Origin of the sequence: Spirosoma oryzicola (genome assembly GCF_021233055.1) — a bacterium.
GTDB lineage: Bacteria > Bacteroidota > Bacteroidia > Cytophagales > Spirosomataceae > Spirosoma > Spirosoma oryzicola.
The window spans coordinates 20,674-36,464 of the sequence record NZ_CP089540.1 but is presented as its reverse complement, the minus strand read 5'-3'; the positions used below and the strand labels follow the sequence as shown (position 1 = coordinate 36,464).

General features: G+C 50.2%; 11 protein-coding genes. 6 read left to right on the top strand and 5 right to left on the bottom strand.

Translation table 11 applies throughout. The features are described from left to right. Window positions 1-70 precede the first annotated feature (70 nt). Window positions 71-3,499 (top strand): HEAT repeat domain-containing protein, encoded by a 3,429-nt coding sequence (locus tag LQ777_RS25515; protein ID WP_232563270.1) that lies wholly within the window; start codon window positions 71-73, stop codon window positions 3,497-3,499. Window positions 3,500-3,596: 97 nt separating this feature from the next. Here LQ777_RS25515 and LQ777_RS25510 read toward each other — a convergent pair whose 3' ends face one another. Then, the gene (locus LQ777_RS25510; RefSeq protein WP_232563269.1) at window positions 3,597-4,100 is read right to left on the bottom strand and encodes a hypothetical protein; all 504 of its coding nucleotides are present in this window, start codon (window positions 4,098-4,100) and stop codon (window positions 3,597-3,599) included. Between the two features lie 262 nt (window positions 4,101-4,362). Here LQ777_RS25510 and LQ777_RS25505 point away from each other — a divergent pair, with 262 nt between their 5' ends. Continuing rightward, window positions 4,363-4,899 (top strand): response regulator, encoded by a 537-nt coding sequence (locus LQ777_RS25505; protein ID WP_232563268.1) that lies wholly within the window; start codon window positions 4,363-4,365, stop codon window positions 4,897-4,899. 229 nt (window positions 4,900-5,128) lie between these two features. Here LQ777_RS25505 and LQ777_RS25500 read toward each other — a convergent pair whose 3' ends face one another. Together LQ777_RS25500 and LQ777_RS25495 are read right to left on the bottom strand one after the other, a co-directional pair. Further along, window positions 5,129-5,551 (bottom strand): response regulator, encoded by a 423-nt coding sequence (locus LQ777_RS25500; RefSeq protein ID WP_232563267.1) that lies wholly within the window; start codon window positions 5,549-5,551, stop codon window positions 5,129-5,131. Next, a complete protein-coding gene (locus LQ777_RS25495; protein WP_232563266.1) occupies window positions 5,548-9,471 on the bottom strand; it encodes a PAS domain S-box protein in 3,924 nt (1,307 codons plus the stop codon). Before LQ777_RS25495 ends, LQ777_RS25500 begins: the two co-directional genes overlap by 4 nt. Window positions 9,472-9,761: 290 nt before the next feature. Between LQ777_RS25495 and LQ777_RS25490 the strand changes: the two genes are divergently transcribed. Further along, complete coding sequence (locus LQ777_RS25490) at window positions 9,762-10,682, top strand: bestrophin family protein (protein ID WP_232563265.1); 921 nt, start codon at window positions 9,762-9,764, stop codon at window positions 10,680-10,682. Window positions 10,683-11,061: 379 nt separating this feature from the next. Here the strand turns inward: LQ777_RS25490 and LQ777_RS25485 are convergent, their stop codons facing one another. Beyond that, entirely contained in the window at window positions 11,062-11,982 is a 921-nt protein-coding gene (locus LQ777_RS25485) for a helix-turn-helix domain-containing protein (RefSeq protein ID WP_232563264.1), read from the bottom strand. Between the two features lie 4 nt (window positions 11,983-11,986). After that, window positions 11,987-12,961, bottom strand: coding sequence for an NADP-dependent oxidoreductase (locus LQ777_RS25480; RefSeq protein ID WP_232563263.1), 975 nt, complete (start codon window positions 12,959-12,961; stop codon window positions 11,987-11,989). A gap of 378 nt (window positions 12,962-13,339) precedes the next feature. Here LQ777_RS25480 and LQ777_RS25475 point away from each other — a divergent pair, with 378 nt between their 5' ends. The 3 genes from LQ777_RS25475 to LQ777_RS25465 all read left to right on the top strand — a co-directional run bounded on the left by LQ777_RS25475 (window position 13,340) and on the right by LQ777_RS25465 (window position 15,747). Then, on the top strand, window positions 13,340-13,693 hold the full coding sequence (locus LQ777_RS25475; RefSeq protein ID WP_232563262.1) for a hypothetical protein: 354 nt from the start codon (window positions 13,340-13,342) through the stop codon (window positions 13,691-13,693). 189 nt (window positions 13,694-13,882) lie between these two features. Continuing rightward, entirely contained in the window at window positions 13,883-14,992 is a 1,110-nt protein-coding gene (locus LQ777_RS25470) for a sensor histidine kinase (protein WP_232563261.1), read from the top strand. Continuing rightward, complete coding sequence (locus LQ777_RS25465; RefSeq protein WP_232563260.1) at window positions 14,989-15,747, top strand: LytR/AlgR family response regulator transcription factor; 759 nt, start codon at window positions 14,989-14,991, stop codon at window positions 15,745-15,747. Before LQ777_RS25470 ends, LQ777_RS25465 begins: the two co-directional genes overlap by 4 nt. Window positions 15,748-15,791 lie beyond the last annotated feature (44 nt).

Sequence of the window (15,791 nt, the reverse complement as noted above, 5' to 3'; positions counted from 1 at the left end):
ACTTTCTACAATAGATTGCATGCGTTTAACCGGGAAAGATAACGCAATGGCCCGGCAACCGATTCGTTGAATGAAAAAGATAAACCGATTTACGTTTCGACAAACAATTTTACCCCTGGCGGCTGCTGGCCTTACGGGCTGGATAGGGCTCACCGGATTCATGGATGATCCGATCAGTAAGCGGATCAAGCGGCTGGCTCCCGAAAAAGCGGCTGAAATGGCTAAGGCTGTCGAAGCTTTGGTCAAACCTCAATTAGCCGAAGGGCTTACGTTAAATGTGTGGGGCGTCGATTCGCTCGTGTCCGACCCGATTGCCATTGACATTGACGATCTTGGCCGGCTGTATTATACCCGCACCAACCGTCAGAAAAATTCTGAATTCGATATTCGCGGTCACCAGGACTGGGAAATCGAGTCGAACCGTTTACAGACCGTTGAAGACAAACGGGCGTTTCTGCACCGGGTTCTTTCGCCCGCCAATAGCAAAAAGAACGAATGGCTGAAAGACGTCAACGGCGACGGTTCGCACGACTGGCGTGACATGACCGTGGAGAAAGAGCAGGTCTTTCGGCTGGAAGACACGAACGGCGATGGTGTCGCCGACCTGTCGAAGCTGGCGGTTGAAGATTTTCACGATGAAACAACCGACGTAATGGGCGGGGTGCTGGCCGAAGGAAACGATTTGTACGTGGCGGTAGCACCCGACCTCTGGCGGATGCGCGATAAGAACGGCGACGGTATTGCGGATGAAAAGAAATCGCTTTCTCACGGCTACGGTGTTCACGTTGGATTCAGTGGTCATGGCCTTTCGGGGGTTGAAATGGGCCCCGACGGTCGGATTTACTGGCAGATTGGGGATATCGGTTTCAACGGAACTGGGCCTGACGGTCGTAAATGGGAGCATCCGAACAGTGGTGTCGTGGTGCGGTCCAATCCCGATGGTAGCGACTTTGAGGTGTTCGCCTACGGTGTTCGTAACACCCATGAATTTGTATTTGACGAATATGGCAACCTGATTAGCGAAGATAACGATGGCGATCACCCCGGCGAAAAAGAGCGGCTGGTGTACATCGTCAACGGTTCCGATACGGGCTGGCGGAGCAACTGGCAGTACGGCAAATACCGTGATCCGCTCAATAACACCTATAAAGTTTGGATGGATGAGCAGATGTACAAACCGCGCTTCGACGGACAGGCGGCTTACATCCTACCGCCACTGGCCAACTTTGTCAGCGGTCCGGCGGGGATGCTTTACAATCCCGGAACAGCGTTGAGTCCGAAATACAAAAACACATTCTTTATCGCTGAATTTGTCGGTAGTCCGGCGCAGTCGGGCATCCACGCGTTTACGCTGAAACCCAAAGGAGCGTCGTTCCAGCTGGACAAGTCGAAAAAGATTCTGAGCAATGTACTGGCTACCGGCCTGGATTTCGGGCCCGATGGCGCTATGTACGTAGCCGACTGGATCAACGGTTGGGATACGAAAGATTACGGCCGCATCTGGAAACTGGACGATAAAGACGGAGCGAACTGGGCCGAACGGGCATTGACCAAAAAACTGCTGGCTCAGGATTTCGGTAAAACGTCGATCAGTGATCTCAGCAGCTATCTCAAAAATGCGGATATGCGCGTCCGGCAGAAAGCGCAGTTTGAACTCGTGAAGCGGGGCGACGCAGGGGCGACGGCTTTTGGCCAGATGATCCAGCAGACCGACCACCAGTTGGCCCGTATTCATGGCATCTGGGGATTGAGTCAGTTGGCTCGTAAAGAGTCGAAGTACGCGCAACGCCTGATGCCGCTGTTGACCGACAAAGACGCTGAAATTCGGGCGCAGGCTGCTCGTTGGCTGGGCGATATGCGGTACAAAGAAGCCGGGGCGGCCTTACTTCCCCTGCTGAAAGACAGCAATAGCCGTACGCGTTTTTTTGCTGCCGAAGCATTGGGTCGTATTGCGTACGCACCTGCGATTCAGCCAATTATTGCGTTGCTGGAAGACAACAAAGACGAAGATACCTACCTCCGGCACGCGGGTAGTCTGGCGCTGGCTCGCATCGGTAAAGCGGAGCCCGTTATTGCGCTGTCGAATCACCCATCGCGGGCGGTGCGTATCGCTGCGGTTGTGGCCCTGCGCCGGATGAATAATCCAGGGATCGCTAACTTCCTGAAAGATAGCGACGAGTTTATCGTAACTGAAGCGGCCCGTGGTATCAACGACGATCTGTCGATTCCGCAGGCGCTGCCCGCTTTGGGTAATGTGCTCGCCAGTACGAAGTTTACCAACGAGCCGCTTATTCGCCGGGCCATCAACGCTAATCTGCGCGTGGGAACGCCCGAAGCGATGCAGAATCTAATGCAGTACGCCAAAGGAACGAACAATCCCGTAGCCTTACGGGCCGAAGCCTTGGACGCCCTGAGCACCTGGGCCAAACCATCGTTGCTCGACCGGGTGGATGGTCGGTACCGTGGCCCGATCACGCGTGATTTAGCCTCGCTAAAAACGAAGTCAGCGGATTTGTATACGAGTTTGGCTACCAGTTCAGAAGTGGCAATTCGTAAAAGCGCTATTCGGGCAATCAGTAAATTGTCGTTAAGCACCGCTGGACCCGTATTGATGGATCGGTTGAAAAGCGATAAAGATCCCGAAATTCGGGAGGAAGCCTTGCGGGCACTGGCTGCGTTGAACGATAAACAAATCGGGAAAGCGATTGAAACGGCGCTGGCTGATGGCGACAAGCGGGTGCGGGTTGCCGCGCTGGATCTGATTGGCAAAACCAGCATGCCCAAAGCGCAGATGGTGGCTCAACTGGCCGACGTGCTGAAAACGCATTCGACGGAAGAAAAACAGGCAGCCCTGGTCACGCTGGGAAAACTGCCGATCGCGAATACTAAACCAATCTTCGATCAATTGTTGACTGATCTGTCTGCCGGGAAAATACCCGTCGAAGTGACACTGGAACTGGAAGAAGCGATCACTGAGACGCACTCGCCCCAACTGATTGCGAAGCACAAAGCGATTCTGGGCAAACAGTCGCCCGATGCCGTGCTGGCTTCGTACCAGGCCAGTCTGTTCGGCGGTGAACCCGACAAAGGCCGACGCATCTTTTTCCGTCACCAAACGGCGCAATGCATCCGCTGCCATTCCTACGACGATTTGGGTGGCAACGCCGGACCTCGGCTCAACGGAGTTGCCAGCCGCCTGACCCGCGAGCAACTGCTCGAAGCGGTTATCAATCCAAGCGCGCGTTTAGCCCCTGGTTTTGGAACGGCTATACTCGATATGAAAGACGGCAAAACGCTCAGCGGTATTGTGCAAAAGGAAACCGACTCGGAACTGGTTCTTAAAAGTGGTGATGATCCTGACATCATTGTTCGGAAGGATCAAATCGCCAAACGAACCTCTGCTCCGTCGAGTATGCCGGATATGAAATACCTGCTCAGTAAACGAGAAATTCGAGACGTAGTTAGCTTTTTGGCAACGCTAAAAGACGACAAGAATTAACAAAAAAGCCGGACTCATCACTAGCGAGTCCGGCTTTTTTGTTTCAGATTGTTTTAATGAATACGCTTTAGAGAAATTCGTTGAGGTTCGCCACAGATTAGGGTTCCCCCTGCTTTCCTTGAGCCATTTTCTGCAAGCGCGATAGTTTCATCAAGTAAGCCTTCTCTCGAATAATGTAACGGGTGTATCGATTAACCGTATGCGTTTTCAGCGCTCCTGCTTTCCATTCAGTGGCGCGAGCCAGCAAGCCCTCAACATTGGCGATCATGCGCTGCGCATTTTGAATACGAGTTGTCAGCGAATCGACTCGCTCCTGCCAAAACGGATTTGCATTATTAGCCTTATCCGGCGAAGGCTTATCTAATAAATACTGCCACTCTTTTTCTAGTCTGGCAATGGTATCACCGATAGGCTGTCCATCAAAGGCCGCGACGGGTATTGTAAAGATATGATCTTGGTCGACTAGGTAAGCGCCGTGTAGGGTTTGTCCGACCACAACCAGGGTATTAAGGGCGTCAAAAGCGTCTTCAATGCTGTCGAGTTGACAGGAGAAGTCATTAGAGGGTTTATCCCCTGGGGAAGAGGTTACGTGCAAAGTCATACTTGAGTAGGTGGCTAGAAACAGAGTCGGAAAATTACGGATAAAGCGTTGACTAAAGCGTTTATAATAAGACCCATTGCCTAACTAAAGTACCTCTCGTAGCCTTATTGAAGCCTAGTTACCATAATGGCTTGCTTTGTTTTGCCGTTTCCTCACTTTTCTGGCTTACCCTATTCGTTCCCGTTTGGTTTGTAATGTTCGGCTGTTACTCATTGCAAGGATGCAACATATAAAGTTCACCATTAAGAGCAAACGGCCACCTATGCGTTCATTTAAGATTCAACTCGCTCAATACCGAGCCCAGGTAACCCAGACGATTGTTGACTTACTCGAGCAAAATAGTCTAGCTCCAACAACCTATTCTGAATCAATACTGGCGCAGTTTAGCAAACCAACTATCCTGGTTATTGAGGACAATGTTGACGAATGGTTTCTAATCCGGTGGATGCTGTCAAAGCAATTTCAGGAAGCAGAGCCCGTCTGGCTTTCGAGCGCGGATCAAGCGATGGCTTATCTGGATTCCTATGGCTTGAGCGAGAAAAGTCTACCTGTTATGATCTTACTGGATCTGTATCTCCCCACGGCTGAAGCCGGATTGGCTCTGCTAGAAAGCATCAAAGCCAATCCGCTGTTTGATGCGGTGCCGGTCATTACGATAAGCCGCTCGAATGACGTGGAGGATAGGACGAGTGCCTTTGACCGCGCCAGCAATGACTTTGTGGTCAAACCAGCCGATTATAAAGACTGGCAGCAGCATTTTTCGTTGCTTAGCAACTACTGGGAAAAGTCGGTTCTGTGATAAGCCTTTTTCTGGTCGAATAACTCGTCCAGCGGCTATAGCTGAGTCGTGAAGTTGGGTACTGCAATTCGAGTCGTTAGCCACATTAGCGTAGAGTGGTTGGGAGCTAAGTGATGAAAAAGACCAATGATCCAGATTTGATAACTGGTCTAGCCACAGATCGATTCACAGACAATAAATCGCCATCGTTATGTGGTCTCCGTATTTTTGGCAGCAAAGTAGTTATTGATTAGCTATCTATAGCTGCATCGGCATTCTTCTGATCAATAAGTTCACTAAGTAAGTTCGGCAGAGCGGCTACATCTACCGGCTTCACCAGATGGTTATCAAAGCCCGCTTCCCGCGTCCGCCGACGGGTTTCTTCCTGTCCATAGCCCGTTACCGCAACGATCACAGCCTGATCCCCCCCAGGCTGCTCCCGTAGCCGACGACAAGTTTCGTACCCATCCATACCGGGCATACTGATGTCGAGTAAAATAGCGTGGGGAGTCCAGGTTTGCGTGATTTCCAGTGCCTGTTGACCGCTGATACACGACTGAACAGCATATCCATTCAATCGTAACGATATACTCAAAATCAGGTTCGCATCCGCATTGTCATCGACGAGTAAAACGCGCCTGACAGGGGATTGTGGGTTTACACCAGTTGTCATTTTTCGACGGATTCAGCCATTAAGATTGGTAAATATACGACAAACTCACTGCCTTGTTCAAGGCCCTCACTGTGCGCTTCTACCCGTCCCCCATGCATGGCAGTTAGTTCTTTTACCAGCGTCAGGCCTAAACCCAGGCCACCATGCGAGCGGGCTAGCGATGTATCGGCCTGAACGAATAGCTCGAAAATGGCGTCCAATTGGTGGGCGGCAATGCCAATGCCATTGTCAGCTACCCGCAGTATGGCTTGTTCCCCGACAGGCTCCAGGGTGAGCCAGACTTGTCCTCCCTGGTTGGTATACCGCAGGCCATTGGTTAGTAGGTTGGTCACTACTTGGTGTAACCGCGTCGCATCGCCATCCACGTACAACGAATAGGCAGGCAGCTGTGTGCTTAACTGCCGACCGGAGTCCGTATATAGAGTCTGTATGGCATCGATTGCCTGGTTGACTACCTGAGTCAAATCTATCCGCTCTTTTCGCAGCTCAATCTTGCCCCGGCTGATGCGACTCACATCCAGCAGATCATCCAGCATTCGAAGCAAGTGATCCATCTGCCGGTTCATAATGGGCAGCAGCGTTCCCAGCACCTGATCATCAGCGTGGGTCTGGGCCAGTAGCTGGATACCATTGCGGACCGGGGCTAGCGGATTGCGCAATTCGTGGGCTAGCATTGCCAGAAACTCATCCTTACGGCGGTCGGTTTCTTCAAGCGCCTGCTGGGCCTGTTTGCTCTCGCTGATGTCGAGGACAAACTCGATATAGTCATCTTTTCCCAACTGCTTGCCCGCAAATAAGCCCCACCAGTGACTTCCATCTGGACGGCGGTACTGCTTTTCATACGGTGTATTCTCGCCTTTTAATCGGTACTCCTGCTGGGCGTTGCGGGTTACGGCCATGAATTCAGGCGGTGTCAGTTCATCCCAACGGACTCGCCCTTCGATAAAGTCGCGCCGGGTATAGCCACTCATGCGTCCGAAGGCGTCATTGGCATCGTGGATAGTTCCTTCCAAATCAAAGTAGATGACACCTACCGTTCGGATCGACAAAGCTTTCTGTAGCCGTTCTTCGGAGCGTTTGAGAGCCTCTTCGGCTTCCTTTCGTTCGGTAACATCCAGCATGACCCCGCTGATCTGAACAGGAACATCGGCCTCGACTTTGGTCACGCGGCCGTAGCCACTAAGCCAACGTAATCCCCCGTCATCGCGCACAATCCGAAATTCGACATCGAACAACGTTTGTTCCGCAATAACCCGCAATAATTCCGCCGTTACCCACGATCGGTCATCGGGATGAATATGGCTGATGAATACCGCTGAAGGTACCGGCTCCTGCTGAGGCTCCATCCCCAGCAGGCGAAAGTGTTGTTCGTTCCAGTACACTTCATCGGTGATCAGTTGCCACTCCCAAGTCGCCATATCGGCTGCTTCGACGGCCAGACGAGTTCGTTGCTCGTGTTGGCGGAGCGTTTCCTGTGCCCGTTTACGTCGGCTGATGTCCCGACTGATCTTGGTAAAGCCGACGACCTGCCCTGTCTCCTGCCGAATGGCCGTTGTAATTTCGTTCACCCAGAAGTATTCCCCGGTTTTTCGAATCCGCAGGCTTTCGTGTTCGGCCCGTCCCGTTTGCAGCGCTTCATTCAGTTCATCTGTGGGGTCACCTGCTTGCTGCGCTTCCGGTGTATACAGGCTAGAAACAGGCTGCCCGATGATTTCGTCAACGGCATAGCCCGTCAACCGTTGCGCCCCCTCCAGCCACTCGCTGATTAGTCCATCTAGCCCAACCCGAAAGATGGCATAATCGGGCAGGTTTTCGACCAGCGTCCGATAGCGCTCTTCACTTTGTCGTAACGATTCTTCGGCCTCCCGACGGCGGGTTAAATCAACGGTAATAACCACAATGGTTTGGGGCGACTTATCCAGGAAGGGTAGCAGGGAGATCGAACTGTTGGCCCACACCAGCTTGCCATCAGCTCCGACGTATCGCTTATCCAGCGAAACGGGCTCTCGGGTATCTATAAGTTGTTGCAGCGCCTGCTCACTGGTCGGAATATCATCCGCGAAGGTTACATCGCTCACGTTCATCGTAAGCAGGTCTGCCGACGAGCGGCCCAGCAACTGACATAATTTGTCGTTGACCCTGGTAAATCGACCCGTAGAGTCAATTTCAGAAATGCCGACCTGAGCCGCCTGAAAAATAGTTGCCAGATGGGCTTCACTCCGGCGAAGGGCTTCCTCGGCTTTAGCTCGTTCGATTGCAGCCCAGGTGCGTTCAGCAACTGTTTCGATTAGCTCTACTTCCCCTTTCGTCCATTTTCTCGGCTTGGAGTTGGCTGCAACAAACGACCACATTTCAGGTTGCTCTCCCTCGCGTAGTGAAACCGAAAGTAGGGCCGCCAGGTCAATAGACTTAAGCGATGTTCTGGTTAATTCAGAAAGGGTAGGCTCCGTAGCTATATCTTCAATAAGTAAGGTCTGTTCGTCGATCCAGTAGATTCCTTCGGAAAAATCAGCCATTCGATAATTGCCTACCAAGGAAGTCAGACTACTTGGGTTATAAGCCGCTCTAACTACGGTATGGTCTTGCCCTTTAGTCGAAGTAGCAATGTAGGAACGATCAATGCCCAGCATATCGGAGAGCATTTGCAGGCTGGTGTTTTCGATGGTCTGAAAGTCGTCCAGCGTTCGTAAGGTGTCCGATAGCTGAAGCAGAAACGCCTGGTGTTGTTCCCGCTGCTTGCGTTCGGTAATGTCATCATACACACAGGCAATCAGCGGACTGCCTTCGCCACCCACCCGCGACATGTACGCCGTAAACCATTGTCCAAGCGCCCCGACGGGATAGTCAACGCGTATCGGCTCACCGGTGTAGTAGATGTCCTGAATCATCTGGTGCCACTCCGGCTCGACATAAGGCACCAGTTCGCTCATTCGTTTGCCGATAGCGTCTTTGATTCCCGTCATTCGGGTAAAGACCGGGTTGTGCTCTCGTTGCCAGTAATCGACAACGCGCCCATTGTCGTCAAAGATTAGTTCGATGATATTGAATCCCTGATCGATGGAGTTAAAAAGAGCCTGGTATTTATCGGTTACCTGTTGCGTTAGCTCGTCTTTCAGGCGAAGAATTTCCTGCTCGGCTTGTTTTTGCCGGCTAATATCGCGGGTGGTCATGGCGACACCGTCGTCTGTTTTGACTAGTGCCTGGTAGAACCAGCCCGAAAACTGCTCATGGGCATAATACTGTTCATGCTCATAAGGCACACCCGTTTGGGCTACCTCGATCATGTGGTCAAAAATCCCGGTCTGAACCACGCCGGGATTTATTGTTAACAGGCTTTTGCCAATGACATCCCCGTTTTGATTAAGGGCTTTCTGGTTGTTCATGACCCAGACAAAGTCCCGGATGTTGCCCGTCTCATCCCGTACCGCTTTGAAGACCTGAATGATATCCAGAGAGCTGTCGATGACCGATTGCAAAAATGCCTGACTATGCTTAATCTGTTCTTGGGCCTGCTTGCGGTCGGTAATCGTGGAGGTAGTGGTGGTCACCCCGTCATTCAGCTTAACCACGGATTGATGAAACCAGCCATCAAACTGCTCGTGGACATACTGCTTCTCGTACTGTTGGGGCACGCCAGTTTCGACTACTTGTTTAAAGGCCGCAAAAATACCTTCGGCTACTACACCTGGGTTGAGTGTCAACAGGCTCTTACCAAGTACATCGCCGTAGATTTTCTCGGAAGCGTGGTTATTGAGTATCCATTTGAAATCGACAATCTCACCCTGCTCGTTTCGCACGGCTTCAAAGACCTGAATCATATCTTTGGTAGCGTCCAAAGTAGCTCTGAGCAGTTTCTGGGTCGCTAGCAGGTCAGCAGACTGTTGTTCTAGGGCACCATTGTGTTGAAAAGAAGAAGCCATACTCAGGTTAAAAGAAAGCCTAAAACTATAAAACTAATTTTTCCTGGCAGGGAATAGCCGAGCGAGTAAAATCGTTAGGAAACGACTAGGCAATGGAAACTGTTGACTACCCTTACCTGAAAGTTACTTACAATAAATAGATTCGTTTATCTCGTCAAATGCCCCGTTTCTACAAGCAAACTACGAGCAAACGAAGTCGGTACATTAGAAAAATAAGTACAGCAAACATCGGGTATAATCGCCAAACCGCTTTTCCCTAATTTTGCGGTGGTTTGGTTTAGATTCATACTATGATTACGAGAAAACGCGAAAACTGGCTTCGGATGCTGTTCATATGGCGAGGATCAGTGCTGTCGAAAATTCTGCCCAGACTGCTACTACTCGCCTTGTTTTCGGTCTTTATCTACCAGTATCACGGTGTCCTGTTTCACTATAAAATCGCCCTTAATCCCGCTGCGTTTACATTAGTGGGTGTCGCCTTGGCAATCTTTCTGGGATTCTGTAATTCAGCCGCTTATGACCGCTATTGGGAAGGTCGTAAGCTTTGGGGAGCCCTGTTGACCGATAGTCGCTCGCTTGTTCGCCAGGTTCTGGCCTATGTTACCTCAGCGGATAGTCAGGCCGGCCATACTAACCTGTTTGTTCTGCTCGCTATTGCCAACGCCTATGCCTTGAAGCATCAGCTTCGAAACACAAACCCGGCTGGGGATCTAAACCGACTCTTACCAACTTCGCTGAGTGCGACCTTGCTCCAACGTCAGTTTATCCCGGTTCTCATTTTAAAAGAAATGGCGGTTTGGCTAAAGACACAGGAACAACAGGGTCGGCTAGATGCCATCACCAAAATGGGCATTGATCAAAATCTGGACAAGCTCTCGTCCGTTGTCGGAGGGTGCGAACGGATCAAAAACACGCCTATCCCTTTTCCCTATCATGTCTTGCTACACCGAACGGTTTACATTTACTGTTTTATGTTGCCGTTTGGTTTAGTCGATAGCATTGGCTGGATGACGCCGGTTATGGTTACCTTCATTGGGTACACCTTTATGGCACTGGATGCGATTGTGGAAGAGATCAGTGAGCCGTTTGGGAACGAACCGAATGATTTGGCGCTGAATGCGATGAGTCTAACGATTGAACACTCTTTGTTGGAGATGGCTGGCTTACCAGTTCCTCCCAACGTGTGGTTGTCAGGTCCTATTATCGATTAGTAAATTGGGTTCAGTACAGATCGATTTTGGTCTTGCTGCTGAATTCATTCCGTTGACGCCCCTGGCGTATTGTTATGCACAGATGAATTACGTTGAGCCGTTTTATTTTTACGAGACTTTTCGAACGGCAGGCTTTACGGAGGAGGAAGTAGAAACAAGGCGAAGCAACACGCCCAACGCTTGATAAAGCTGCCGTAAAGGGTACGAGTGACTGCCTATTGCATTCAACGGTCAGCCGTTACAACAGATCATTAGGGCAATACACAATCTTGTCGATGACTAACGATAAGTGAGGATTTGTTGGGATAGAAAGTGGTTAGTCGTGAATTTATACAAAGTGGTCAATCGGGTCCGTTGACGTTGGGAGCAATGGCAGTTGTTAATGAAAGGAAGCCCTGAACGCCAGCGGAGACTGGTTGGTTTTTGTTTTGAACAGCTTACTAAACGATTGAAGATGCTCAAAGCCTAATTCGTAAGCGATCTCGCTAATGGTTAGATCCGTGGTGGACAGCTTTTCTTTCGCTTTCTCGATTAGTTTCTGGTGGATGTGCTGCTGGGCGGTTTGTCCGGTTAGCGCTTTTAAAAGGCTACTCAAATATTTAGGCGATACATGTAAGGCATCGGCGATCTGCCCAACCGCTGGCAACCCTTTGGTAATTAGATCATCCTGGTCAAAATAAGCATTTAGCCACGTTTCCAACTGCTCCAGAAGCTGATGATTGGTTTTATCCCGGGTGATAAACTGCCGGTGGTAAAAGCGGTCGGCGTAATTGAGCAGGGTTTCCAGGTGCGAAACGATGATGCGTTTACTAAACGTATCCAGGTTTGAATGGCACTCCTGCTGAATCGTGTTGAGAATCGTAACCAGCTGAATCTCTTCTTTTTCGGATAGAAACAACGCTTCACTGACCGAGTAGTCCCAAAAATCATGGTGATGAATGGTTTTGGCCAGGGAGGTGTTCCAGAGAAAATCCGGATGAATGAGCAGCATCCATCCGGATTGTTTGAGTTGGACAGCGTTCGGATCAACAGTCAGGCTTAGTACTTGATTTGGTGATACGAAAGATAGAATACCTTCGTCGTAATCATAAGTTTGCTGCCCATACTTCAATTTGACATCCTGGGTACTAGCTACTCGCTTGAGCGCAACGCAGTAGAAGTCGCAACACCAGGACGCTGGTTCGTTCAGAAGATTCGAAGTTTCAACGGACTCTACTTTAAACACACTAATCAGCGGGTGCTCCGGTCGGGGCAGGTGTCGGAATTGTAGAAACTCGCTGATGGTTTTAAAGCGCTTCACGGGACTAGTCTTCGTTTCGTATTTGCAGAACAATTTTACCGCGTACGTGTTTGGTTTCGCTTTGGCGGTGGGCCTGGGCCACTTCCTCTAAAGGGTATACCTGGCTCACCACGGCTTTTACTTTTCCTTCCTCAATAAGCTGGGTAACCCCGTCCAGGGATGACGTGTAGGTCGTTACGCTTCCTTGCCCAACCAGGGTGGCTGTCGCATTCTTTTGAACCAGTGCGGTCAAAAAATCATCGCTAAAGGGTTCGTCCAGATGCGTACATACAAAAATACTACCTGCCTTCATCACCTCAACCGACTTGATCCGAACGCTCTCGTCGCGGACCGGCGAGGCATTGAACACCACGTCAATGTCGTGCAATAATTCCTCAAATTGCTGGTTGCGGTAATCGATCACTTCGTCGGCCCCTAGCTCGGTCAAAAATTCAACATTATGAGCCGAAGCCGTTCCAATCACATAGCCACCCTTGGCCTTGGCAAACTGCACGGCCAGGTTACCGACCCCACCAGCTGCCCCGTGAATTAGCACCCGTTTTCCTGGACTAACGTTCCCAAGATCGACGATGCCATTCCAGGCAATCAAGGCACAGGAGGGCAGCGCTCCCGCTTCATTAAAGCTGATGTTTTGAGGCATCAACCAAAACTGGCTGGCTTTGGCTGCAATGTATTCGGCATAACTACCATCGCCGGGGAAATTTGGGACGCCATACACCTTATCCCCCACCTTAAAGCGGGTAATTGCGCTGCCGATTAGCTCGACCACGCCGGCCACATCCAACCCCAATCCTAGGGGTAATTTCAGAAAAGACCGCAACACCTCGTTACCGCCCTGACGGATAATATAATCCGCCGGATTAACACTAGTAGCATATACCCTCACCAGGATTTCGTCGGTAGCGGGAATAGGTTGTTCAACTTCGTCGAGTTTCATCACTTCGGGTCCACCGAAGGCATGGATTCTAATTGCTTTCATCGTGCTATTTTCTTTTTGCAAAGGTCAGCACAAGTGTTCTGGCGGATTTAGCCGGAATACCGTTTGGTTTAGCCAAAATTCAATTAGGCGTACTATAAGATCGACTATCCACTTCCTGATATCTGAAATGGAAGTAGTGGCTAAATACGATTAGCCTGTACCGTCAAATGATTTATGGCGTTGCTGGCTTCCTGCGCAGTTAGTATAAGCCTGGGTCATTTACCCCATTGTTGTCGATGGTCTGGCTGTTGCACTCGTCGCGCTAAACCCGACGCTCATCCCCCAGATTCTCGATTCTGTCACCTTTAACTTTCTGACCATCAAGCACCAGCCTACTTTTGATCTGTCAACCAACAACAAGTAAACAATAGACAGACCATGAAAAAGATTTTTATCCTGATGGCAGGGCTGGTAGCCAGCTCCGCATCGTTCGCTAAAACCAGTGAGCCCACCAAACCGCATGTTACCACGTCGCTGATTGGTCAGGAAAAGCTTAGACTAATCGTTGCTCCCGAAAAAGCAACGGCTACTATTTCCTTACGGGATGATAAAGGACATGTGCTTTATTCGGGTAATGTCAATTTGCGCGACGGGGTCCAACAAAAATTCGATATATCCAACCTGGAAGAAGGCCAATACCAGCTTTCGGTTGCCGTTGGCAAAGAGCGTACGTTGAAAGCATTTACCATTACCGATCTTCCCAGCCAACAATCGGTAACGATCCAGGAATAGAAGCGCAGTGGAGGAATTTTCATTAGCCGCTTGTGCTACAGTTCATACTATCAATGCCCTGTCTAGTCACGCTCACGGAGAAAGAGCTAGTCAGGGCTTTGCTGTTACTGGAAAGAGCGGCTTGATTCACTACTTTCAACGCTTACTTAGTAGCCAACGGAAGATTTGGCCTTCTTACAGACAACGATCATGGCCGACAAACTAACCTTCCGACAAAAATGGCAAATAGCCATACGACTTATAGTGCTGTATTCACCCATGCTCTTGTACGTGAACCTGCCTGAGTCCGTGCGCAATCCGGCCAAGCTGCTGGAGATTGCTCCGTTTGTTTTAGTCTTTGTATCAATCGCTCTGGGGCTATTCTTTATTTGGATTACGGCTACTGACTGGATTCAGCAGCAGCTATTCCGCCTATTTGGTGCCGACTTTCTGCTGGAATTTAACTGGCTGGCCATGATTCTGACGATGCTGATCTCGCTGGGTCTGGCTGCGCTTTACGCCAAAGTGTTTCACCTGATCCTGTCGGCCTTGTTTACCCTGTTTTTTCAAGTTTACCTGGGCCAGCCTTCCCAACCCCATGAACCCCCGTTTTCTCCCGAGGTATTTGCTTATCTGCAACGGGTGAACCAGGTTTTTAACGTGGTCATTATCTTATCGACATTCTATCTAACCATTATCTCCCGCTCGTATCAGCAACTGAAAGATGTCCAGCTTCGGGCAGAACGCTCGGAGAAAGAAGCCGCGCTTAGTCAAGTAGAAGCCCTGAAACATCAACTTAGTCCTCATTTTCTGTTTAACAGCCTGAGTATTCTCACCTCAATGGTACACGAGGATGCGGATCTTTCCGAGCAATATATCAAGCAGTTGGCTAAAGTGTACCGCTACAGCCTCGAACAGCGGGACCAGGAACTTGTCTCGCTCAAAACGGAAGTCGATTTCATGCGTGCTTACACGTTTCTGCTTCAGATCCGCTTTGAAAACAAGTTTGACGTGTCCATTGATCTTTCACCGACTCAATTGAATCAGTACCGTATTGCCCCCCTATCACTTCAGTTGCTGGTCGAAAATGCCGTCAAGCACAATCGCATGTCGGTCAAGGAACCGCTACAGGTGCGGATTTACTGCCGGGACGAAACATTGATTATCGAAAATCCCTGGCAACCCCGCGACCAACCCGAACGGTCTACGGGTGTCGGTCTGCAAAACATTATCAACCGCTATGCCCTGCTCACGGACCGGACGATTGAGTATGGCAAACAGGATGAATCGTTTATCGTCAAAATCCCTCTCCTACCATGAACGTCGTCATTATTGAAGATGAAGACCGTACCGCTCACCAGCTGGAGCGAATGTTGAAAAAGTATGATCCCCGCGTGCAGGTGCTTACCCAACTGCCTTCGGTAAAGGAAGCGGTCGACTGGTTTAGCGGAAATCCACAACCCGATCTGGCCTTTATGGATATTCACCTGGAGGACGGACTGGCTTTTCGCATTTTTGAGCAGCTTGATCTTACCTTGCCTGTAATCTTCACCACTGCCTACGACGAGTATGTGCTTAAAGCCTTCAAGGTCAATAGCATCGACTACCTGCTTAAACCCGTCGATTATGATGAGTTGGTTGCCGCATTGACCAAATTCAAAAGCATCCGAAGCGAACCCGCATTGCCAAACCTGAATGCACTGCTTCAATTTATGCAACAGCCGCAGCCCAGTGGGTTCAAAGAGCGGTTTATGGTCAGTATTGGTACTAAGATTCACAGCGTGGAGGTGAGCGATAGCGCTTACTTTTATTCCGAGGACAAAGCCACATTTCTGGTCACGAAAGGGGGCCAGTTGTTGCCGCTTGAATACAGTCTGGATCAGGTAGCCGGTTTATTGAATCCCACTCATTTCTTTCGGGTTAACCGCCAATTCATCGTCGCCCGAACGGCTATTCAATCCATCAATGCGTATTCTGCCGGGAAGCTAAAGCTTGATTTGCGGCCTACAGCCCGGCAGGAGGTATTTGTCAGTATGAGCCGCGTTTCCGAATTTAAAGATTGGCTGGGTCGGTAAGCCTTTACACTCGTCAGTCATTAACCGTTGTCTATCCGGTGGAA

What these genes read in the sequence shown, in the direction of transcription:
- LQ777_RS25465 (WP_232563260.1), top strand. Translation starts at nt 14,989, where the DNA reads ATGAACGTCGTCATTATTGAAGATGAAGACCGTACCGCTCACCAGCTG.
- LQ777_RS25500 (WP_232563267.1), bottom strand. Translation starts at nt 5,551, where the DNA reads ATGACAACTGGTGTAAACCCACAATCCCCTGTCAGGCGCGTTTTACTC.
- LQ777_RS25495 (WP_232563266.1), bottom strand. Translation starts at nt 9,471, where the DNA reads ATGGCTTCTTCTTTTCAACACAATGGTGCCCTAGAACAACAGTCTGCT.
- LQ777_RS25515 (WP_232563270.1), top strand. Translation starts at nt 71, where the DNA reads ATGAAAAAGATAAACCGATTTACGTTTCGACAAACAATTTTACCCCTG.
- LQ777_RS25490 (WP_232563265.1), top strand. Translation starts at nt 9,762, where the DNA reads ATGATTACGAGAAAACGCGAAAACTGGCTTCGGATGCTGTTCATATGG.
- LQ777_RS25475 (WP_232563262.1), top strand. Translation starts at nt 13,340, where the DNA reads ATGAAAAAGATTTTTATCCTGATGGCAGGGCTGGTAGCCAGCTCCGCA.
- LQ777_RS25480 (WP_232563263.1), bottom strand. Translation starts at nt 12,961, where the DNA reads ATGAAAGCAATTAGAATCCATGCCTTCGGTGGACCCGAAGTGATGAAA.
- LQ777_RS25470 (WP_232563261.1), top strand. Translation starts at nt 13,883, where the DNA reads ATGGCCGACAAACTAACCTTCCGACAAAAATGGCAAATAGCCATACGA.
- LQ777_RS25510 (WP_232563269.1), bottom strand. Translation starts at nt 4,100, where the DNA reads ATGACTTTGCACGTAACCTCTTCCCCAGGGGATAAACCCTCTAATGAC.
- LQ777_RS25505 (WP_232563268.1), top strand. Translation starts at nt 4,363, where the DNA reads ATGCGTTCATTTAAGATTCAACTCGCTCAATACCGAGCCCAGGTAACC.